Annotated in this window: 22 protein-coding genes and 1 tRNA gene; 9 read left to right on the forward strand and 14 right to left on the reverse strand. The window is 50.9% G+C overall.

What is annotated here, in order from left to right; translation table 11 throughout:
- Positions 1 to 7 precede the first annotated feature (7 nt).
- Positions 8 to 511: a hypothetical protein gene (locus AB1A64_RS13190; protein WP_366551828.1), complete on the reverse strand. Its 504-nt coding sequence runs from the start codon at positions 509 to 511 to the stop codon at positions 8 to 10.
- Positions 512 to 2,701, reverse strand: a complete 2,190-nt coding sequence (uvrB, locus tag AB1A64_RS13195; protein WP_366551829.1) for an excinuclease ABC subunit UvrB — start codon at positions 2,699 to 2,701, stop codon at positions 512 to 514.
- A 153-nt stretch (positions 2,702 to 2,854) separates the two neighbouring features.
- Here uvrB and AB1A64_RS13200 point away from each other — a divergent pair, with 153 nt between their 5' ends.
- The 3 genes from AB1A64_RS13200 (at position 2,855) to AB1A64_RS13210 (ending at position 3,755) form a co-directional block, all read left to right on the forward strand.
- Positions 2,855 to 3,166 (forward strand): ETC complex I subunit, encoded by a 312-nt coding sequence (locus AB1A64_RS13200; protein WP_366551830.1) that lies wholly within the window; start codon positions 2,855 to 2,857, stop codon positions 3,164 to 3,166.
- 14 nt (positions 3,167 to 3,180) lie between these two features.
- Positions 3,181 to 3,657, forward strand: coding sequence for a GNAT family N-acetyltransferase (locus AB1A64_RS13205; RefSeq protein ID WP_366551831.1), 477 nt, complete (start codon positions 3,181 to 3,183; stop codon positions 3,655 to 3,657).
- Between the two features lie 21 nt (positions 3,658 to 3,678).
- Positions 3,679 to 3,755 (forward strand) — tRNA-Arg (locus AB1A64_RS13210).
- 145 nt (positions 3,756 to 3,900) lie between these two features.
- Here the strand turns inward: AB1A64_RS13210 and AB1A64_RS13215 are convergent.
- From AB1A64_RS13215 to AB1A64_RS13225, 3 genes are all read right to left on the reverse strand, one after another.
- Positions 3,901 to 4,647 carry a hypothetical protein gene (locus tag AB1A64_RS13215; RefSeq protein ID WP_366551832.1) on the reverse strand — a complete coding sequence of 249 codons (747 nt, stop codon included), beginning with the start codon at positions 4,645 to 4,647 and terminating at the stop codon, positions 3,901 to 3,903.
- Positions 4,648 to 5,359: 712 nt separating this feature from the next.
- Positions 5,360 to 5,644, reverse strand: a complete 285-nt coding sequence (locus AB1A64_RS13220; protein ID WP_366551833.1) for a helix-turn-helix domain-containing protein — start codon at positions 5,642 to 5,644, stop codon at positions 5,360 to 5,362.
- A 39-nt stretch (positions 5,645 to 5,683) separates the two neighbouring features.
- Positions 5,684 to 6,091, reverse strand: a complete 408-nt coding sequence (locus tag AB1A64_RS13225; protein ID WP_366551834.1) for a hypothetical protein — start codon at positions 6,089 to 6,091, stop codon at positions 5,684 to 5,686.
- A gap of 1,474 nt (positions 6,092 to 7,565) precedes the next feature.
- On the opposite strand from AB1A64_RS13225, the gene AB1A64_RS13230 reads away from it, so the two are divergent.
- The 6 genes from AB1A64_RS13230 to AB1A64_RS13255 all read left to right on the forward strand — a co-directional run bounded on the left by AB1A64_RS13230 (position 7,566) and on the right by AB1A64_RS13255 (position 15,828).
- Positions 7,566 to 8,162 (forward strand): hypothetical protein, encoded by a 597-nt coding sequence (locus AB1A64_RS13230; protein ID WP_366551835.1) that lies wholly within the window; start codon positions 7,566 to 7,568, stop codon positions 8,160 to 8,162.
- A 1,233-nt stretch (positions 8,163 to 9,395) separates the two neighbouring features.
- Positions 9,396 to 9,749, forward strand: a complete 354-nt coding sequence (locus AB1A64_RS13235) for a hypothetical protein (protein ID WP_366551836.1) — start codon at positions 9,396 to 9,398, stop codon at positions 9,747 to 9,749.
- A gap of 215 nt (positions 9,750 to 9,964) precedes the next feature.
- A complete protein-coding gene (locus AB1A64_RS13240) occupies positions 9,965 to 10,603 on the forward strand; it encodes a hypothetical protein (RefSeq protein ID WP_366551837.1) in 639 nt (212 codons plus the stop codon).
- 202 nt (positions 10,604 to 10,805) lie between these two features.
- Entirely contained in the window at positions 10,806 to 11,447 is a 642-nt protein-coding gene (locus AB1A64_RS13245) for a hypothetical protein (RefSeq protein WP_366551838.1), read from the forward strand.
- A 716-nt stretch (positions 11,448 to 12,163) separates the two neighbouring features.
- Positions 12,164 to 12,418 carry a hypothetical protein gene (locus tag AB1A64_RS13250; RefSeq protein WP_366551839.1) on the forward strand — a complete coding sequence of 85 codons (255 nt, stop codon included), beginning with the start codon at positions 12,164 to 12,166 and terminating at the stop codon, positions 12,416 to 12,418.
- A 5-nt stretch (positions 12,419 to 12,423) separates the two neighbouring features.
- Entirely contained in the window at positions 12,424 to 15,828 is a 3,405-nt protein-coding gene (locus AB1A64_RS13255; RefSeq protein WP_366551840.1) for a calcium-binding protein, read from the forward strand.
- 431 nt (positions 15,829 to 16,259) lie between these two features.
- Here the strand turns inward: AB1A64_RS13255 and AB1A64_RS13260 are convergent, their stop codons facing one another.
- The 9 genes from AB1A64_RS13260 to AB1A64_RS13300 all read right to left on the reverse strand — a co-directional run bounded on the left by AB1A64_RS13260 (position 16,260) and on the right by AB1A64_RS13300 (position 21,472).
- The gene (locus AB1A64_RS13260; RefSeq protein WP_366551841.1) at positions 16,260 to 16,760 is read right to left on the reverse strand and encodes an invasion associated locus B family protein; all 501 of its coding nucleotides are present in this window, start codon (positions 16,758 to 16,760) and stop codon (positions 16,260 to 16,262) included.
- An 85-nt stretch (positions 16,761 to 16,845) separates the two neighbouring features.
- A complete protein-coding gene (locus tag AB1A64_RS13265) occupies positions 16,846 to 17,115 on the reverse strand; it encodes an HGGxSTG domain-containing protein (RefSeq protein WP_366551842.1) in 270 nt (89 codons plus the stop codon).
- Entirely contained in the window at positions 17,112 to 17,717 is a 606-nt protein-coding gene (locus AB1A64_RS13270) for a hypothetical protein (protein ID WP_366551843.1), read from the reverse strand. Before AB1A64_RS13270 ends, AB1A64_RS13265 begins: the two co-directional genes overlap by 4 nt.
- 152 nt (positions 17,718 to 17,869) lie before the next feature.
- Positions 17,870 to 18,391, reverse strand: a complete 522-nt coding sequence (locus tag AB1A64_RS13275; RefSeq protein ID WP_366551844.1) for a hypothetical protein — start codon at positions 18,389 to 18,391, stop codon at positions 17,870 to 17,872.
- Positions 18,392 to 18,598, reverse strand: coding sequence for a transcriptional coactivator p15/PC4 family protein (locus tag AB1A64_RS13280; protein WP_366551845.1), 207 nt, complete (start codon positions 18,596 to 18,598; stop codon positions 18,392 to 18,394).
- Between the two features lie 100 nt (positions 18,599 to 18,698).
- Positions 18,699 to 19,076 (reverse strand): hypothetical protein, encoded by a 378-nt coding sequence (locus tag AB1A64_RS13285; protein ID WP_366551846.1) that lies wholly within the window; start codon positions 19,074 to 19,076, stop codon positions 18,699 to 18,701.
- 101 nt (positions 19,077 to 19,177) lie between these two features.
- Positions 19,178 to 19,381 (reverse strand): helix-turn-helix domain-containing protein, encoded by a 204-nt coding sequence (locus tag AB1A64_RS13290; protein ID WP_366551847.1) that lies wholly within the window; start codon positions 19,379 to 19,381, stop codon positions 19,178 to 19,180.
- A 119-nt stretch (positions 19,382 to 19,500) separates the two neighbouring features.
- A complete protein-coding gene (locus AB1A64_RS13295; protein WP_366551848.1) occupies positions 19,501 to 20,145 on the reverse strand; it encodes a hypothetical protein in 645 nt (214 codons plus the stop codon).
- Positions 20,138 to 21,472 (reverse strand): tyrosine-type recombinase/integrase, encoded by a 1,335-nt coding sequence (locus AB1A64_RS13300; protein WP_366551849.1) that lies wholly within the window; start codon positions 21,470 to 21,472, stop codon positions 20,138 to 20,140. Before AB1A64_RS13300 ends, AB1A64_RS13295 begins: the two co-directional genes overlap by 8 nt.
- Positions 21,473 to 21,615: the final 143 nt, after the last annotated feature.

A 21,615-nucleotide genomic window follows, 5' to 3' on the forward strand; every position in this document is an offset into this window, starting at 1 on the left:
ACGCAATTTAAGCGCGTTTCCAGATAGGTGTCAGGGCCGGACCTGTCAGTCTTTCCGGATAACCCACAACGAAGCAATCTGCTCCTGCTTCAAGCCAAATTTCATCGTGTTGTTCTTTATCATTGACGGCATAAACATCCAAACTTTCGCATAACTCAATTGCGACAACGTCAAAGTTCCGGTCATCAGGATGTTCGATCCAATCAGGCTCGCAATTTTTGTAGAGCGTCTTGCGAATGCGCTTTAGCTCGACAGGAGTATACCCTTGCCGAGCTTGCCCTGATTTCTGATAGAAATGCGCGTCGAGAAAAAGGGGATCAAAACCATCTTTCAGCGGCTGATTGTTTGCATATCGACCTGTCACGACATGGCGGTTGGTCACCAAGTATGTCTTTCCGCCGTGCCGCCAAAAGAAACCAGTTGCGGGTGCCAGACGTGGTTGTTTTTCGTGTTCAGATCGAGCGCAGAGGTACGCAATACATTTGGTTTCAAATGAAATATCAGCCTTCACCTATTGTCTTTTCCTTCTCTTCACATTCCCACCTCGCTGCCCCGGCCTGCCAGCCGTTGACCGTCCGCGCGATTTTACGGCGTCTTCCGAGGCTTTCTCGACCGCCCATTGCCGCGCCATGGGGTCGTCAGCGACAGCCAGATCGACCGCTTCCAGACGTTTGATCTCATCCCGGATGTTGGCGGCTTCTTCGAATTCCAGGTTCTCGGCGGCTTTGCGCATCTGTTCGCGCAACCCGTCCAGATGGGCCTCGAGGTTGGCGCCGTGCATCGGTTTGTCGATGGTGGCGGTGACGCGGTTCATGTCGACGTCGCCCTCGTAGAGACCGGCCAGAACGTCCTCGACATTCTTTTTCACCGTCTCCGGCGTGATGCCGTGTTCCTCGTTATAGGCAAGCTGTTTGGCGCGGCGGCGGTTGGTCTCATTGAGGGCGCGTTCCATAGAACCGGTGACCTTGTCGGCATACATGATCACCCGACCGTCGGCGTTGCGCGCGGCGCGGCCGATGGTTTGAACCAGAGAAGTCTCGGACCGCAAGAACCCCTCTTTATCCGCGTCCAGAATGGCGACCAGCCCGCATTCGGGTATGTCGAGGCCTTCGCGCAACAGGTTGATGCCGATCAACACGTCAAACGCCCCAAGCCGCAGGTCGCGCAGGATTTCGATCCGTTCCAGCGTGTCAATGTCCGAGTGCATGTAGCGCACTTTGATGCCCTGTTCGTGCAGGTATTCGGTCAGATCCTCGGCCATGCGTTTGGTCAGCGTGGTGACCAGCGTGCGATAGCCATCGGCGGCGACCTTGCGCACCTCGTCCAACAGGTCGTCGACCTGCATCGACACGGGGCGGATTTCGACCTCGGGGTCCAGCAGGCCAGTGGGGCGGATGACCTGTTCTGTGAAGACGCCGCCGGTTTGTTCGATCTCCCATTTCGCAGGTGTGGCCGAGACGAAGACGGATTGCGGGCGCATGGCGTCCCATTCCTCGAACTTCAGCGGTCGGTTGTCCATGCAGGACGGCAGGCGGAACCCGTGTTCGGCCAGCGTAAACTTGCGCCGATAGTCGCCCCGGTACATGCCGCCGATTTGCGGGACGCTGACATGGCTTTCGTCGGCAAAGACGATGGCGTTGTCGGGGATGAATTCGAACAGGGTTGGGGGCGGTTCGCCCGGCGCGCGGCCGGTCAGATAGCGCGAGTAGTTCTCGATCCCGTTGCAGACGCCGGTGGCCTCAAGCATTTCCAGATCGAAATTGGTGCGTTGTTCCAGCCGTTGGGCTTCCAGCAATTTGCCCTCGCCGACCAGCTGGTCCAGACGGATGCGTAACTCCTTTTTGATCCCGATGATGGCCTGTTGCATGGTCGGTTTCGGCGTCACGTAGTGCGAGTTCGCATAAACGCGCACCTGCTCCATCGTGGCTGCGCGTTCGCCGGTCAGCGGGTCGAATTCGGTGATGGTTTCCAATTCCTCCCCGAAAAACGAGAACTTCCAGGCGCGATCCTCAAGGTGGGCGGGCCAGATTTCCAAGGAATCGCCGCGTACCCGGAAAGACCCGCGCTGAAACGCCTGATCGTTACGCCGGTATTGCTGGGCGACCAGATCGGCCATCACTTGCCGCTGGTCGTATTCGTTGCCGACCTTCAGGTCCTGCGTCATCGCCCCATAGGTTTCGACCGAACCGATACCGTAGATGCAGGACACCGAGGCCACGATGATCACATCGTCCCGCTCTAACAGTGCCCGCGTGGCCGAGTGGCGCATCCGGTCGATCTGTTCATTGATCTGGGATTCTTTTTCAATATAGGTGTCCGACCGCGCCACATAGGCTTCGGGTTGGTAGTAGTCATAGTAGGACACGAAATACTCGACCGAGTTCTCGGGGAAGAAACCTTTGAACTCACCATATAGCTGCGCCGCCAGTGTCTTGTTGGGCGCAAGGATGATGGCAGGGCGCTGGGTTTCCTCGATCACCTTGGCCATGGTGAAGGTCTTGCCCGTTCCGGTCGCACCCAGCAGGACCTGATCGCGTTCACCGTCCATCACACCCCCGGCCAGTTCCTTGATTGCCGTTGGTTGGTCACCCGCTGGTGCGAACTCGGTATGCATGACGAATTCCTTGCCGCCTTCCAGCTTCAGGCGGGCGCGGACATCCTCGGCATTCATCTGGGTCTTGTCGGAATGAGCATAGGCCATAAGGGGAGATTCCTTTCGCGCCTGATTTTGATCTGTTTTTGTTCTTGTTCAAGGGGGCATTTCCAAATGCCGAAATTGCGACAATTGCGGACTTGTCCGCACCGCCCTCCTGGCGCATAAACATCTCTAGCCAAGTGAGTACGGAGAGGCGACATGCGCGCACGGATTTACCAGCCCGCAAGAAATGCAATGACCTCGGGAATGGCCAAGACCCGCAAGTGGGTTCTGGAATACGCCCCCGCGTCATCGCGCGAGGTTGATCCGCTGATGGGCTGGACCTCGTCCAAAGACACGCAGACCCAGGTGCGCCTGAAATTCGACACCAAAGAAGAGGCGTTGGATTACGCCAAGGACAACGGGATTGATGCGCAGGTCAGCGAACCGCATAAGCGCAAGCCCAACGTGCGTGCAGGTGGGTATGGCGAAAACTTCGCCCCGGGTCGTCGGGCACCCTGGACCCATTGACCAAGACCCTTGGAATGATCGACATCCGCGAAGTGGACCCCGGTGCGCAGGACATGCGCCCGATCATTCAAGCGCATCTGGCCCATAGCTGGGATGCCACGCCCCAGACCTCGAACCACACCTTGGACGTCGATGCATTGCGAGAGCCCGGCATTCGATTCTGGGCATTGTATGAAGAGGGTAAGCCGCTGGGATGTGGTGCGCTTAAAGCCTTGCCTGATGGTACCTCTGAGGTGAAATCAGTGCATGTCGTGACCGCCGCCCGTGGCCGTGGCCTGGCGCGAGTGATCATGACTTACCTGGCCGATCTTGCCCGTTCCGAAGGTGTGACGGCGCTGGTGCTGGAAACCGGGGCGGCCCATCTGACGGAATATGACGCCGCGCGCAAACTCTATGAATCGCTGGGATATACCTATTGCGGACCGATATTTGGGTATGAAGCCGACCCGAACAGCGCCTTCATGCGCTTGGGTCTTGAACCCCGCCCGTAAAAACAGCAAGAAGGGCGCAGCGGTCCCTTAGCTCAACTGGATAGAGCAGCTGACTTCTAATCAGCAGGTTGAGGGTTCGAGTCCTTCAGGGATCGCCATTAAAAATCAGGTTCTTATGAGAATTTTGCGTCTTTTTTTGGCTCTAAAAGTTTACTTTTGGGGGACATATAGGGGACAAAGTTGCTTTTTTAAGTGATTTTTACTAGGTGACCCCGAGCAAATCTCGTACCTCTGCAGTGGTAGTTATTCTAGTGTAAGGCGTCGTTGGCTTGCCGCGCTTTCAATTCTGTTCGCCAAACTCATTGCCAGAATGCCACAAGAACCAGCATAGACAATTTTAATGAGGTATTCGGCTTCATCTATCCACTCAAACTGGGTCGAATGGTTCGCATCATACAAGGACTTAATTGCAGACTGAACTTTTCGACTCTTCAAACTGAGCTCCCAACTGTGCGCTACGTAGTTACGGATTGTCCGAACATTGCTGCAGGCTCTATGTTCTTTCTTGTTTATTAGTCCGAGGCAAAACGACAGATCAATTGCGGTGGAGAAAGTCATATCTTTAGAGTCAATAACTTCTTTAGACAGGGAGTGCTCAACAAAAAAACTCTGTAGCAGTCTGAATACAAGAGTCTCAATCATGGATGACCAGACTAAAACTTGCCCCCTTTCAGTTCCGCAGGAGTTTTCTCGGTTCGCTTCCTGAACAAACTGAAGAATTTCTGGCCAATTTTCGAATGTTGGATCTTCTGAAGTGCTCCAAATGCTGTTGTCAGCATTTTGGATATTAGGTTCATATTCAGCAACCGGGCCACACTTACCAGAAGCACATTTTTGGAAGATTTCGCGGCCATATGGCTCTGGGTCAACCGGGTTTGCTGTGAAGGGTACTTCGCCCTTCATGTGGTCAAATTTTACGAGGCAGTTAATAGTTGACTTCTTCGCATCAGCCCAAACGGGGTGGCGCACAGATGAATAGGTTATTTTCATATCACAGGACGGTCTAAACGAGTTTAAATTTCGTAAGTGTCCCACTGACTGCGCTGGCTGGCAAGAGCAGCTGAACTACAAGAAGAACGCCAAACCCGTAACGCATACCGGTAGAGCCAGGAACCAACCGAATAGATACGCCTTTGCATGTGTGTTAAACTTTGCGCCGGACCTGACCCACCCGAGAGCTTTCTGCGCAGTTTCTTCATTGGTGGCTAGAAGTGAGGCATCGTTGAGTTGATCTTTTCCTTCCAGCCATTTTCTCATCTTTTCGTTTCTCAGTTCCATATTGATTGCAAGGTACTCCAACCTGGGCACAGGCTCATTTGCCTCTAAAAAATGTCCGGATTTGGAACAACTTTGGCTGGATGATTCCAATTCTGAAAGCTGCGAAAGTCACCAAACCAGGAAAGCAAGTGGTTGAGCAGAAGAAAGCCGAGCATGAAGTTTGTGACAGTTTCGATTTGGGTGGCGTTAGGCGAAACGCCAAGGAGTGTGAAGCCCTCCAAACTAACGCCGGTGTAGACTGTGAGGATTTTAGCTAATGCCAGCGCCACAAGGCTTCTGTTCGAAACGTATGTCGCTCTTGAGATCAGTTCTTGGCCCTGAAAGTTCACATATACCTCACAGAAAAAAAAGGCTGCGCCAATGAAGACGCAGCTTCTAAAAAGCTCTAACGATTTTATCAGAACCGTTGAAACGCTATACCAGTTTAAACAGCCAAGGATCGTTCCACAGCCGCAGGTTCAGCTTCGATAACTTTCAACAATGTTCTAGCTGGGCCATCAGGGAAACGCCTCCCTTGTTCCCAATTTCGAATGCTCGCCAAGCTAAAGCCGAAGCGCATAGCAAATTCTGCTTGAGAATGTCCAAGCATTTCGCGAATGGCACGTACATCAACTTGCTCAGGAACGCGCACTTTAGTGCAACGTGTACCGTTGTTTGCACCTTGAGAGTGTTCGAGAGCTTGTTCTAATCCTCTTATTACCTCTTTCATTTTTTTACTCTCCTTTGCCTCATGTTCACCCTAGACACGCTAGGTCTTACTGGCGGCTCTTTTTTTGGCCCCCTTAATCCAGTTATGAACAATTCCGGCAGCTAAGTTGTTCACTGTTTCCTCCTCGTCACTTTCTGGACGAAACACTTTTTCGCCCTCATAAACCGCCAACACATAGAGCGGCATATTCAGGTCGTGGAAGAGATATACTACGGTCACATCACGGCATGCTTCCCCGTCCCCAAACTCAAACACATTGAAGCGGACACCAGACCCGCCTACCAAATGCTCACCAACGTCAGGCTGGTAAGCCAAGCAATCAACAAGTTGGTCACGCTCTTCCCAAGAAAGGAGGCGGTCCAACATCTCGCTAGCCTGCAATACTTCCGCCACCGTAATTGGATAGTCTGTTGCGGAAAAAGAAACTTCGTTCACTTCATCGTTCATTTCTGTATGCCCCCATAGGCTTCAAGTTAGGCCCCGTATGACTCGCCTCTGCAACCGTTCCTTCAGTCTAATGCCGAAGTTACCTTATCTGTACGTCAATGGCGCATGTACGTCAATGGCGTATTTCGCTCAGTCTACAAATTTTTTCAATTGGCGTTCTGCAATCTCGCTAAGGGTAAGGCACTCTCCAAAGACTTGTGTGCAGCCAGCGCTAACGCATTCATCTTAGCGAATGCATTTGGTCTTTTTAAATGGGAAACAGCACAAAATCACTCCGTTTACACCGAAGATGTCAGAAGAACTCACTACAAGTCCACAAGCGTAGGAAAAGGTGACACAAAAAGCGACACAGGGTACCATGCTGAGTTGCAATAGTGTTTACTTTCCTAAAGTTACATCACCACAAATTTAATAGAAATGCTCTCTTGAGGCGCCACATTCTTTCAAAAAATAATTACTTTCAATAACTTGATGATTGGTTATTGATTTCTGTCCACCCTTTAGTCCACCTATATTGCGATGCGACGCCTGAGGCGACGAAAGGATACACAAAATTCCCCGGTGGTTTTTGATACGTCCGTTAAATCCCGTTAGAATACGATCCAGACATTAGAAGGCCGGTCCATATCCGAACCTACTGAAAGCTGGACGTCTAAGGCCGATGTTCAGACGTTCACGTTTCCAGTAGTCTTTTGGCTCCCCTCGGGTCAGCTTGTTGAACTTATCGCCGATAACGCCGTCCTGCCGCGCAGAGATGCACACCTTTGGGGCGATGAGAACCAATTTAAGAAGTGTGGTACAATGAAACCACGCCCGCAGAGGCCTCACGGGCGTATCCCGCCGTTTCACAAATGACAGAGAGTGAGGGCGGGCGAGGGGCTGGACTAGGGGGGTCTTGGCCAGCCCCTCTCTAGGGGGTGAGTGGAATTATCTTAACGCACGAGGTTCACATGGCGTGAAATCAAGGGAACAAGAAGCAAAATACATTGTTTCCATTTAAGAAACAAATTGTTTTTCATATATTATAATGCATTAGGTCAAAACTAGGATTTAGCGGCTAAACAAATACGGTATCGAGCCGCCAAAACGTAGTTGTGACCATAACCGAAACCGTCAGGCAGGTTTTCCGTTGCCCGTTATTTCCCGTTAAAAAACGGCTGAAGGGAACAACCGACCAACAGTAAATGCGGCTGAGCCGCCGAACTCTAAGGGTGCTTTGAATCCCAACATCCCCCCTACATTCGCTAGCATGGCAAAAAATCCTGATCCACCATAGGGCAGATAGCAAAGCACGAACGGTCAGACATGAAACAACCGGCCCATTTCTGGACACCCAAAAAGGAGCGAACGTCGGCTGTGCGGACAAAGCTGACTTTCGAGCTTGTCACCCTAAAGTTGGTTTGCTTAGTGAAGTTAGTGAAAGCACACGGGTGGTATGAGAGCCATGGATGTGTAATTGCTCCGAGCGCTGTCAGTGACACGGATTGACGGTCTTCTTATCACCAAAAACAAAAATGGAGATGCTGTGTTGACGAATAAGTTAGCAACGCTCTGTGTTCAGATTTTTATCTTGTTCTCTCACAGCGCAGGTAGCGCTTTGGCTGAGGCACCAATGAAGGTTACTACCTTTGCTGCTCCGGCAGGTTTCATTGATTTTTTGCAAAAGCACGACGGCAATCAGGAAAAATTTGATTTTACCGATGAATGGGTAGACCCAGAAAAATCTGATGTAATTGTGGTTTTCATAGAAAACAGAGAAGATATCGAATTTGTACCGGCAAAACTGTACAGTTCATTCCAAACCGTTTTGTCAATTGTTGATACGCATTTCTATCAGTTATCGAGTAGGGTTTTCGGCGAAACGTTGGACTCTGACGTTTACATTGTGTCTGTTACCAGATTGCACGACAAGTTGGAGGCGGAGGGGTTTTCGAAAGTGCAGATCCGAAAGGGAACATTTATTTCCTGCTTTGCGGCTGGCTTGGTTGAGGACTATTACCGCCGAGGTAGCCTCAATGCCGACCATCGTAAAATCGGAGATGTTTGTGTGAGATACAACTCAAACAATTGATAACGTGACTTGGTCGGCGGCGCTAGCATGGCGGCTTAGGGCTCAAACCATCGGTCTATGGATCAGTTTAAGTAAACACCGAATATGACAAATCTGCTTTCATCTTCGATGATAAATAATTTTATTTAAAACAGCTTGAAGGAGAAACTAATGCATCCACCGATAAGCTCTTACCTGCCATCACGCAGCCGCTACATTTACCGTTTGAGCACTGCCCTCGCAGTTGTCGGTGCGCTTTCCGCCTGCCAAACGCCGACAAAAACAAGCGTTACCCAACAGGCGACCTTAGCTTTCTCGAACACATGCTTAGAGAGCCTCCCCAACTTCGAGAACTTTCAAGGGAAGGCACGTGGTAGCTCTCTGCGATCATCCGAGGACATTGGGCGTATCCATTCAGTCTATCTGGTTCCAGGCAGTTCAGCCTTCGTGGGCTTGATGGACCTTCCTGGCGCAACAGACGTTGAGGTTTGCGGTTTGAACGTAAAGAGCTCACAGCAGCTCTCCAACGTCGGGACTGAAGTATTGAATGCTGCCCGTTCCAAAGTCGGGACGGCTTCGGAAGCAAAATTCTCGTCCAATAGGTTTGAGTACGCGATTCATCTCTCGAACGGTAGCTTGCTGACCCAAGACACAAAGGACTTAGGGGACAAATACAGTTATGTGTTTCTGATCACACAACCAGTTCCAAGGGAAAGAGTGCCGTCTCTCTTAAATGGCGAATAACCTTCACCTGTGGGCCAAGCAGGTAGTGCCCGGTTTTCACCGTTCGAGGTTTGCTTCACCAGCCAAGCTCCAGACGACAGCAATGGGCTCATAGCAGCCATTCCTCCAACGCAGAAACCGCCCGGTTCAAGGGGCGGCCTCTTGGGTGTCTCTGCCTGGGATCGATTCAGATATTTACGTGCCCAAGCAGTTTGTCTGCATCCTCTCGGATAGCAGGAACATATGAACCGTGTGCGCGCGCACACAATCTTTCTTGGCGTCACCACCGCCGAGCGGTCTCCAATTTCGAACGTGTACCCCTTTATTTCCCTGTATTAACAGGAGGTGCTTTCCTGCATAGAGGAAAGGTCCGCCTCCTGTAATTCACCTGTATTAACAGGGGACCTGACCGTAATTGCGGAAAGCAACGGTTCACGTGAGACAGGGCTAAGGAAATCCTGTGTGGACGAGCAAAGTGTCACCAGATTATAGGTAAAGAGAGTTTTTGAGGACGAGGAAGAATTTACAATTATGCAAAAGCTTAAATTGGTGGTTTCCGCCGCCTCGACCGTATTGTTAACTTCCTGTGATTATGGTGGGGAGACTGCTCAGGTCGCGGTTGGTTCTGAAGTGGGTGGAACCGGAAAAATCACGTACGACCATGAGCAACTAGCACCCAAAAAACACCTATTGACGGTGAAAGTTCACCCAGGACTTGGGGAAAGTGAAGCCTCGATGAAAAAACGCCAGCGTGTTTTTGCCCTAAAATTTGCAGCAGAAGCCTGTGGCGGGGACTTTCAATTTCCAAATGACCCAACCTTAGAACAAGATATTGAGGGTGGCTTGGTGCAACGAACGAAAGTGTTCTTGTTTGATTGCGTCTGAAATTCTCCAGTTTTAAGAAAACGCCGCGCGCGGCGCGGTCGCGGCTAAAGCGCGCCCGGTACTGTAGATGACGAAACGGGGCACCAATGCCTTTGCGGACTCTGCAGCCATCCGCATTCTTGCTCCAAAGGACCGCGGTCACAGCCCAGTGCAGACTTTCGTTTCAGTGGTGTGAACGTAGGGTATATTTTGACCATACTAACGGAGACGTAACAATGAGCTTCACCCAAGAAGACGCAGCCGACGTCATTAATGTGAATAAACGGGACATCAACCGACTCAGATTGACAACCACCAATATCATGACCGTGCATCACCTTAAGTTCTATCTCGACTGGCTTGATCAGAATAAAGTTGAAGTCGACGTAACTACAGTTTCTCTTCCATCGTTAATGGAAATTGAGGCAATGACCACCGCCTTTGTGATTTCGTATGGACGGCTGTTTTCATCCACTACCGGAGTGACAAAGTACGTTAGAAAAAACGTCCCAGAGGAACATAAGCATGCACATGATGAAATTATTTCACTTCGAAATGAACGCTATGCACACCACGGAGATCATGAGTCGTACGGCGTAGAACTGGAGTTGACTGTTTTTGAGGATCGAGTCGAAACTGGAATTCACTATATGAGTAACAGCTATGTTGGAGTCCCGCAGAATTGGAGAAATTTGATCAATTGGCTGGAATTGTACGTTAACGAATCCTTCAAAAATCAACTCTCGCATCTGAGCAACAAAACTATGAGGACATGGCACCAGTTTGACCCAGAACTCGTGATTAAGGGCGCAAAGTTGTTTGACACTGATAAAACCGTAGACTTTCGGGACGTCTACCCTGGAAACGGGGATTAGTCGCGCAGTTCGATTGATCAGTTGATTTCAAAGAAACGTCCCGCACGAGACTTTGCAATGTCCGCTTCCTGCGTTTTGCTGTCATTGGGGCATCGTGCAGTATCGGGCAAAATGGGCTCGGAGCGGACTTTCCCACGCTCTTCACCATTCGTTAACCATCTCTCGGCCAATCTCAACCGAAGGAGTAGAGGCTACAGCAGTGATGAAAAGTCAGATATTGGACCAGCTAAAGGAACTAATTGGCCGGGACAAAAAAAGATTCGGCAAGTTGGTCAAATACGACGGGCAGAACGGCTTTTCAGAGGACGCGATGCAAGGGCTTAAGGATTTGGAAGCCCGAACACCGCCGCCAGACGCTATCATCGAACCGGCATATACTCCTGGCTACGTAAACCGTGACCGCCTGTCGCCAAGAAATACAGCAGGGGGCGGCTTGGTCAAAGGCGACGACGGAGCGAAGCGGCCTCACTATTGGGGGCACAGAGAGCGCCTACGGCAGCGGTTCCTCAAGGGTGGCCACGAGCCAATGCCTGAATATGAGCTTCTGGAACTGCTGCTGTTCAACGCAATTCAGAGGATCGACGTCAAACCGTTGGCCAAACGCTTGCTGGCGGATTTTGGTGACCTGAATGGAGTTATTGCGGCATCAAAGCACCGCATTCTGCAAGTCGATGGAGCAAACGAGTGGGTCTACTACCACTTGAGGGTGGTGGAAGCCTTCGGGCACAGAATGGCTCAGGCTCAGGTCATGAAGCGGGACGTTGTGTCATCCTGGGAGGCATTGGTGAACTATTGTCGAACTGCAATGGCGCATCGTGAGGTGGAGCAGTTCCGCGTCTTGTAACGTTTTCGTTAGATGCATATTCCCTGTTGCAACCTAAAGATACATCAGTTGAATGTGATGCAATCTAAGGTTTTCGCAGGATGGCAAGGTTGGATTGCAGATTAGAAAATTCATAGATGTAAATGTAAGTGAGTTGTTGCAATGGACGTGAGGTGAGAGTGAAAAATAAATTACTGAACTGCGGGTGTGTAATGCGTTCCTTTTTTGAAATATTTTGGTTGGGGCTAGGTACCTCCTTTTATTCGAAAATACTAGTTTTAACCTTCCAAGATTGGACTTTATACCGAGCCCATTCGAGTCCTATAAAACCAAAATTTCCTTCATGACTTTAGTGGTCGGACTGCTTCTCGTTAAGTGGAAGACCAGGGTTGCGCGTCGAATTGCCAACGCAAAAGAAAAAAATCGAGCAAGGAAAGTAATACAAAATGACATGCGAAAACCACGAACCCAGAGAAAACTTTGGAAACAACGTTCATCCTAATGAAATTGGGAGTTGTTCTTGCATCACTACAGCTGCTTCAAGAACCAAGCATTGCCTTGAGATGATCCTTTGATCGTCGGAGTTTCATGATGGTTAGGCCGAAGAAAGAAACGTATCCAAATAATTGTTTGGATACGGAAAGCGCCCGCAGGTGGAAACTGGAAAATCCGCGCATTCGATCATGGAAGATTGAAAGCTTTTTGTCACACGTTGCCCCTACAGAAGTGAGGTGGATATGAAAAAACAAAAGATGTCGCTGAAGGTGTGCAACCTTCTTGGTGTAGCGGCCTTCCTAATAGCGCTTAGGTATGCCTTACCACTAAAGTTTTTCAACTTCGAAGTTCCGGACGTTGATTTTCTGCCAAAACCCTACGCTTCCCATGAGAATTTAATCTTTTATGCAGCACTGGTTCTGATGGCGGTCTTCATACTGATGCGCAACAAAATACTAAACGACATCAACAAATCTAAAAGCGAAACAGGAGAATGACCTGAATGACATGTCATACTGAGGAACCTGAGGGTCGTAAGAATTTTGGGAACAATCCCCTCCCGGACGAGCTCAACCTCCCAGAAAAACCCGATTATTCAACTTGGACAGATTCACAATTGAATGACCTAGTCACTGCACATGAAAACGAAGAAGTGGATTTTAAGGCACTTGCAATTGGGGTCCAAGCTACGGGGGCGATACCAGGTTGGGCGATACCTGCTACAGGTCTAGCAGCGGTGTTTGGTTTGATCGATATAGGCCTAACAATAGACAAAAACGATGTAAGCCAAGAAATTAGAAGCAGGGATCCTAACAGCAACAACATAAATAAAAATGGAAATCACCACGATGACGTGAGTACAACTCCTCCTCATGTCGGCCCTGCTCCTGAACCACCACAAAATCCCACCCATGATGTCCCCATCAACGGGTCATTTCATTGCCCACCAACGTCCCCATTGGTCATCGACCTTGATGGCGACGGCATTGAACTCACCGCACTATACGACACTCAAACATTCTTCGACTTGAATATTGATGGATTTGCCGAGCTCACCGGTTGGGTCCAACCTGACGACGGGTTGCTCGCCCTTGATGTCAATGGAAATGGCGCGATTGATGACAATTCCGAATTGTTCGGAAACGCCACGGGTTTTGACAACGGCTTTCTGCAACTCGCCGAGCTGGATTCAAACGGTGACGGCGTCATTGATGCAAATGACGATCAATTCTCTGAGTTGAATGTTTGGCGAGACTTGGATCAGGATGGGGTATCAGACGACGGTGAACTGCAAAGCCTTGCTGAGACCGGAATTGTCTCAATTGATTTGAACTCCGAAGAGGTAAACGAAACTAACCAAGATCATCTGGTGTCAGACCGAAGCACCGTTGAGTTTTCTGACGGCACCAGTGGAATAATAGAGGATATACATTTTCAGAATGATCCGAGCATTTCGGTCACCTTGTGGCCGGACGGCTTTGAGTATTCTGATGACGCTTTGGTTATGCCGCTACTCTTTGGGTACGGGCAGATTTCATCGACGTGGATTTCCTTTTCGCTAGACGAAAATCTGCTCTCACAGGCGACCGATTTGCTAGAACATCTTGCGAATGGGGAAGTCGGGCTTTTCAAAGAGGCGTTTGAAACGTTTTTGCTGGATTGGGCGGGGGTTTCTGACGTTGATCCAACCAGTCGCGGTGATCATATAGATGCGCGTCATTTGGTTTTTCTCGAAAAAGTATATGGCACAGGGTTTGTCGGAGCGACACTGTCTACCGACCCAGGGCTAGCTGCCGGTGAAGAGTTGGGAGATTTCTATGATGCCTTAGTCACCAAACTGGCTGGTAGATTTGCTGCGCAATCTGCCGCTTCCTCAGCAATTATTTCCTCGTCCAATCTCAGCGAACTGACCGAGAACTTTGAAGCTCATCCACTTGCTTCTTTAACACCGTTAGCTCTGAACTATAGCACTGATGTACCTTATCTTTACGGTGATATGACGGAAGTATTTTCAGGGTTTCAGGAAAAAATCGACAACGGCACCTTGACCTCCGGAAACGCAGCGGCTGCGGTATTTCTCTTGAAAGGTGATCTGAGCTCCAGTGATGAGGAGTTCGGGCAGTTGGTTCAGTCTGCCATTTCCGACGCGGGCATTGACCAAACTTCGGATTTCGCGCTTGCCTTGATTTTTGCAGGTGATCTGCAAATCGTAGAAGGTACCGCAGGTAATGACACACTCACCGCAACCGAAGCGAGCTACATCATCGGCGGCTTGGGGGATGACGTGATTACTGCAAGCTCCGATGGAAATTCTATCGTAGGGGGCAAAGGGGACGATACTATCACCGGCGGGCAAGAGGGTGATACGTATTATTACTCGTCTGGTGATGGTTCGGATGTCATTTTGGATGACAGCGGATTTGCCAGCGCGATTGATCTGCTGAAGTTCACAGACGTCAACGTTGATGATGTGACGTTCTCGCACAACTCAGGCGGGGACCTCGTGATCACCCTCAGCGATGGTGAAACGATCACAGTAACGGATCATTTTTCCGGTACTCGGTTCCACATAGAGCAAATCGAGTTTGCAGATGGGACCGTTTTGGATTTGCAGGAGATTCGAGACAAAACGGTTTCGGATGCCAAGGCTAGTGGCTTCGTTAAGGGTTCCACTCTTGCCGAAACTTTTGTCCACAACTTAGGGGATGGGTCTTACACAATTTCGGATGTGAGCGGTTTTTCCAACGTCATAGACAAGCTGGTCTTTGCCGACGTGAACGTAGCGGACGTAACCCTTACTATAGCGCCCGGCGACGATTTGGTGTTCACCCTAAGCAACGGAGAGACGGTGACTATTTCCGACTACTTCCGGGGCTCTAACTACGATATGGAATTGATTGAGTTCGCAGATGGGACTTCGTTTGATCCGCAGGAACTCCGAGATAAAATACTCTCAGACATGAAGGCCGGCGGATTTGTTACAGGTACCTCACTTGCAGACAATTACGTCCATACTCTGGGAGATGGGTCATACACGATTTCAGACGGCACTGGCGCGAGCTTTGTCAACGACAAACTAACGTTCACCGACGTGAATGCTGACGACGTAACGTTCTCGCAGAATGCGGGTCAGGATTTGGCGATTTCTCTGAACAATGGCGAAACAGTCACGATTGCCGACCACTTTCTGAGTTCCAACTACGATATGGAATTGATCCAGTTTGCGGACGGAACGGAGCTTAATGCGCAGGCGATCCGAGACAAAACTGTTTCAGATATGAAGGCCAGTGGCTTTGTCGTAGGATCATCCAAGGTTGACAACTACGTCCATACTCTAGGCGATGGTTCCTATACGATTTCGGATGGAACAGGTGCCAGTTTCGTGAAGGACAAACTAACGTTCACCGACGTAAATGCTGACGACGTGACATTCTCGCAAAACGCCGGTCAGGACTTGGTGATTGCTTTGAGTAACGGTGAAACAATCACGGTAGCTGATCACTTTCTGAACCCGAACCACGACTTGGAATTGATCGAGTTTGCGGACGGGACGACACTTGGCCTGCAGGAAATCCGCGACAAATCTCTGTTGGGTGGCTCGGGTGACGATACTATCATTGGCTTTTCATCAGACGACGTAATTGATGGCGGCGCTGGAGATGACATTCTGACTGGAGGTGCTGGAACTGACGTTTTTGTTTTCAATACGTTGGCTTCCGAAGGCGCTGACTCCATCAACGACTTCGAGCTGGGTACCGACACGCTTGAACTTGCAGGAACCACTTATGCTGACCTGATATTCGTCGACACCGGGTCTGGTACAAGAGTCGAGTGGAACAATGGCTCGGTTGAGCTCGAAGGCATCACTCTCGCATCGCTGACCGAAGATCAGTTCTCGTTCATCTAATCAAATTCATCCCTAAGCGGTATCGAATATCGCTTAGGGTATTTGACCCAGTGTGCTGCTAACTTCCCTAGAAATAGCGAGTGTACCCAAGTTGGTTAGTAGGCTGCACTTGAACCACTCTGCCACCGAAAGCCGGATCTGCCCGTCATTTCAACATTGAGGTGATGGGTGGAGCGAGGGGCTGGACGAGGGGGTAAAGCCAGCCCCTCAATCTCGGGGTCTCGGAGTTGTGTGTGTGGTATCTCCGTTAACTCAAACCTATCGAAACAGCTATGGCCTCGATATTGGGGGTTCCCCGTAGCTGGTCGAATTAATCTTTCAGACACAATTCAAACAGGGCAGGCGTGTAGCAATAAGGTGCGGCGCGTCTTGAGGGGGTTAACGATTTCGACGAGGGGGTATGAGTTCGGCGCGTCGTGCCTCGTGGGAGTCTACAGTTTAGGATATCCACGCTTTCTGACTTCTTCGAATGCGGCAGAAAATCCGTAAAGCGAAAACTCAAAGCTGCGCTGCACCGTTGGCGAACCGGCAAAAAAATATATGACTTCGCCAGTTGTACCTTTTTTGTAAGAATTCAGTGTCTTTTGCGTCAATCCAATACTGACTTGGCAAAATTCTGGTGCGCAGAAGTGGAATTCGTAGTGTAGCCCCGACTTACCATCAATTCGTATATCCACGCCCTTTTTCAAATTTACGGTAGTTGGCAGTCGCAAGACTACCGCTGCTACAGCTTCTCTGCCGTCTATGGGATGGCTAAATACACTTGCGATGTTTTTGCCTCGATAAGCCACATTCTGACGTGCCGCACAAACTGAAGCGGATGGGTCGCAATAAATACTCCAGTCACCTGCACTTGCTACCTTCTTTGGATTTGCCACGCCTTGTTCGGCGACCATTGTGAATGCAGCAACAATGAAGAAGAGTCTCAGCATAAAAATTCCGTTGATATCGGTTCCGACAAGTCTTTCGTGCTTTGGCGTAGCAGAGCGTGAGGGGAGCCACTAGGGAAAAACTGTCTTACTCGGTAATCAGCTTCTCCAACGCTCGGGCCAAGCGAATATGTTCATTGATGGCTTTCCTCATTTGCTGGGTCTCACGGGTCCGCATGCCGTGCTTATAGGCCGGGTTCGCCTTACCAGAACTGTGACCGCCACGTGCGCCATGCATCCGGCATACGGACCAGCCTTTTACTGCAGGATTTTTGCAGGGAAGGCCGCTGCGTTTTGACGTCGCCGTGCATCTGGGTGCAGCGTGTGCCCTTTCCATGGGGTTGGAGACCTTTTTCATTTCTTGCTCCCCCCGGCCTGCACGTTGCCGACTATGGCCTGACCGCCGCCCTCAACATTCACGTGTTGGACAGTCACAGTCTGTTTGCCACCATTGCGATGTTTGCGAAGTGCTTCAACCTGCGCTGCGAAAGTACGTGCTAGCTTATTGTAACCGTTGCCGCGACCATCGAGTTGCGCTTGGTTTTCAGACTTTGCTAGCCAACCGGCCTGGCGGATAGTCGCGACATGCGTTGCCGCCAGTTGAACCGCCAGCATACGTTCAATTGCATCTTGGGGACCGAGGTCGGCGACAATCGACATCATGAAGTCGCGTTCGTCATTGCCTTGCATCCCGTCACCTGCTTCCCATTTGTTTAGTACCTTCAAGCTTTGTTGTGTAAGTGCAGCGGCTAGGTTGTCGTCATCCGTGCCGAATATCTCGTTCAATGCTCTCTCGCTGTGAGAGACAACTTGACCCTCGCTCTGGGACCCTCCAAACGCTACGCCAACTTTCGGCAGGTCTTTAACCTTCACTTCCTTGCTTCCCGCTTTGGTTAGTTGTCCCTCAGGGTTTTCTTCCTCAAAATTCGTTTCGCTTTTGCGGCCTGTGTCGTCCGTCATCGCTCATGCCTCGCTTGTCGGATTGTTTGTTTGAAAGGTGTCGGTTCCCCCCAGACCCCCTGGTAGGATAAGGATGTCTTATATATTGCGACGGCGGCCCTGCTGAAATCGGGGGTTTTCGTCGCAAATATTGATACGGCCCGTCGCAATATTTACGACGCCTCCGTTTTTCTCGTCGCAAATTCTACGACGGTCTCGTCGCAGTTTTTGAGGCAGGTTTTTGTTTTTCCGCCTTTGCCTGTCGGGTTGTGAATAGGGGCCTTAACAACCGGGAAATCTGAACCTTCAGACCATTGCTTGTAGAGCCTGCGGCCACCATCCCCGTGGGCAGTCGGCAATGAAATCTCGGTCAGTTCAAACAATGGAGAAGATGCTACTCCACTGACACCAAGCTTTGGTGGACGTGTTACTGCGATGAAGCCCTTGGCTTGAAGTTCACGGAACCCCTTGGCGGCTGTGTTGTATGAAACCCCCAACCGTTCAGCAGCCTGCCTGACGCTCAGACAAATCTTGCCGTTGTTATTGTTGTTTGCGCCATGCCATTCCAGTCGCAGCCAAGGGTACAAAGCTTGCGCTGTTGATGAGAGGGCCCGCCAAGCGGGCTCCTCCATCATGTTTCGGACGAGTTTGGTCCAGTGTTCGCCGCGTTGCTCGTTCTTTCTATCGCGTCCCATCTAGGCAGCCTCCGCCTTGCTGAGAGCGTCAACGACGTCAGGCAGCAGTTCCGTCCGGATTGACACGCCCTGTTTGCCAGGGCGCATCTCACCGTCTTCTGAGACGAAATAAACGCGGATGTTGATGAGGTCGTGCCCACGGAAGTCATCCCGGCCAACACGGTATTCCTCGCGGCTGTTCTTGGGGATCTGGGTAATGAGGGCCATTAGCGGCCCTCCCCATAATACAGCGTTGCGACGATGCGAGCTGCGGCTTCACTGAGACCGTGCTTGCGACGAAGGGCGTGGATTTGGAGGTGGCGGGTTCTCATGCTGCCACCCCGCGTTCTTCGATCAGTTCAACCTTGGAAATCAGCGAGTATATCCCAAACCGTTCGCGCCCGGTCTCTGGGTCGTTGCGATAAAGTTTGCACTCAATGTTCACGCCGTCATCGCGACGCAGGGGCAGCACTTTGTCTGACAGACGGCAGTAGCTGGCTGCGTAGAGGGGAGACCGCATCAACCCTTCCAAGACTTGGCGCTTGTGTTTGGACGCGTAGATTTCGCGAGGTTCCTGGCCCGGATCGGTGACCCGGTAGAGGGCAGGGGTTGTGAGGTTGGGAAGGTCCGCCCAACGATAGACGCGAAGTGCGTTGGTTGGGGGAAGTTCCGCGTCGATTGTTTTGTTTTGCTGGAAAATTGTCATGTATTGCCTTTCATTTCTTGAAAGACATCGGGTTTTCGGCTATTCTGTCAGCGTCACCTAAAAGAATTTGCCTCCGCCCGTGCCTTGGGTGGGGGTTTTCTTTAGGCGGCAGGCTGTGCGACCTCGTTGAACCAGCGGTCCAGCTCGTCATATTCAAAACGAGTTGCCCCACCGATTTTAACGTGGTTCAGGCGGCCAGCTTTCATCTCCGCATACAAAGTCGCACGAGACATGCCGACATAATTCACTGCGCCGGTGATATCTGTGGCGCGTGGCCTAACGGGAACTTGAGTAGTGTTATCCATTTTGCTCACCTCTGTGTTGCTTCGATACACACAGGGTGTCAGGCGTTATTCGCGCCGAAAATTCCGCCGAATTCGCGCCATTCGCGCCGTTTAGGATTATGGACAGATTTTCGCGCGAATTAGCCGGTTTTGGGCTTCACACCTGGCTTAGAACCATCGGCGGGCTTGTACTTCTCCCACAATTCGTAACGCTCTTTGTCCCGCGTGATACCGTGCGCGTTGCGCCAATTCTCGCGGTCGACAATAGTCGGACTTCTGCCGGGGAACGTATCAAGCCAAGCGTTATATGCCGCGTTGCGCTTTGCTGTGTCGGTGAAACGCTTTCGTTTCGACGCATTAGCAAAGGTGTTGAGCGTATCAGCAGCTACCTGACCCACAACCAATATTCGCCCTTCAAGTTGAGCCAGGAATTGCAATTCGCCGTCCGACAAATGGTGAAATTTGTCATTGCCTTCAGGGATCAAAAGGAATTGGCCGGTGCGATAGTCTTCAACCTGACGCTCATCAATTGCCGCAGCGGCGGCTCTCAGCTTTTCAAGAGAAAGCACCCATGAGTTAACATCAAAGAACACCGGCACGTTATCAATAAACTGGATAGCGACGGGATCACATTTAACCGGCGGCAAGTTGATGTTGCTGGGGTCGGCCAAATGAAAGTCGGTCAATCCTACAACCCACTGCACAAACTGATCCGGTTCTAGACCGAACTCTACCGCCTTGCGGGCAAGCCCAGACATGCTTTCAAAGCCATCAGGACTAAGCATTTGAGTTACCCCCTATCGCAATCACGTCCGCACTTTCCTGCGTTACCAACTCTGCCCACTTGTCCAGCGCGACTGCGCGCTCAGCCAGTAGTTCGGCCTGGTTGTAGACGCGGGAAACGGCGCTTGCTTTTGAAGCTGTAGCGGCGTGGTTCAAGACGCGATCCACGACAGATTCAGAAATTCCACGTTCAGCCATATGCGTTGCAAACGCTGTCCTGAAATCGTGTAGCCGCCACGGCTCGAAGTCATCGCCAAGCAATTCATCAAGGCTTTCTTTCATGTCGCTCCACCCTGAAACGGGGGTTCGACCTGTGGTTGTGAACAGATACCCCGGTGTAGCAATTGTAGCAGATGTAGCAGGGGGCCTGCCGCGTTTCCGCTTTTTCTGAACCTCTCCATTCTCGGCCCGTCTCCGTTCAAGCCGCTCAATCGCCGCCTTTACTTCCGCAAGCGCAGGCGGTGAAAGGTGGGTGGTATGCCCTCGGTCATTCTTTTCTTGAGAAACGGACTTCTTGAAGCGGCTGTTTTCAAGATCCAATTCTGCCAGCTCAAGCCCACCTATAGATCCCCGACGCTGAACAGTTAGTATCAGCAACCGGATTACCGGCCCCCACAGGTCTCCCGTATCAAACGATTTGGCCCAGATTTCCCGCACCTCATCCAGTGATAACACCCGGTCGCGGATTCTTTCCTTTGTCGCCCGCTCCAATCTGCTGCCTGGGTCTTGGTCTATGTATTCCCTGCGCCACGCCCAGCGCGTCATTGCCTTGAGTGCCGCGCGAATGCGGTTAGCCATTATCAGGCGTCCCTCTTTAGCTTTGTCATCAATGGCCTTCTGCAAGATGGTTCGTGTCAGGCTTGGGAAGGGTTCGGACAGATGCGCATCAAGCGCCAGTTCCAATTGTCGCTTTCGCTCACCGCCTGTTTTCAGGTTGTTGAGCTTCAAGTCAGAATACAGATTGATGACTTCCTGAACCGTCTGGGTGCGCGCTGCGGCGCGCTCTTTTATCAATCGTTGTTCTTGGGCCTCCAGCACCCGGTCAAAACCTCGTGCCGCCTCGGCCTCAATCTCCAAGGCAATGGCGCGCGCTTCTGAGAGTCCTACCGTGCCTTCTTCGCGCTTTCCTGGCTGTGACCAAGTGCAGTATGTGCCCAAAGTGTGCTTGCGCTTTACCCCGCCTTTGACGCGCTTTTCATACATCCAAGCCGCTCGAGTGGGATACACCCTCAACCGCAGCCCTGCACGCTTAGTGTCGGATATCTCAATGCGCCCACTTTCCGGCGGCACCAGTTTAGACAGAAACCCGTTAGAAAGTTCTTTTTTCACGCTTTCGATCCTTGGGGGACTCTTTGGGGACAAAAATAACTGGATGCTTACGGACGTCTGTGGATGACTGTACACGCTTTATGATTGGGGGACAATGAGGATTGTGCAGTAAATATAGGGAGTTTTCACGTATTTCGGATTGG

It is taken from the genome of Ruegeria sp. ANG10, from assembly GCF_040705255.1.
Taxonomy (GTDB): Bacteria; Pseudomonadota; Alphaproteobacteria; order Rhodobacterales; family Rhodobacteraceae; genus Ruegeria.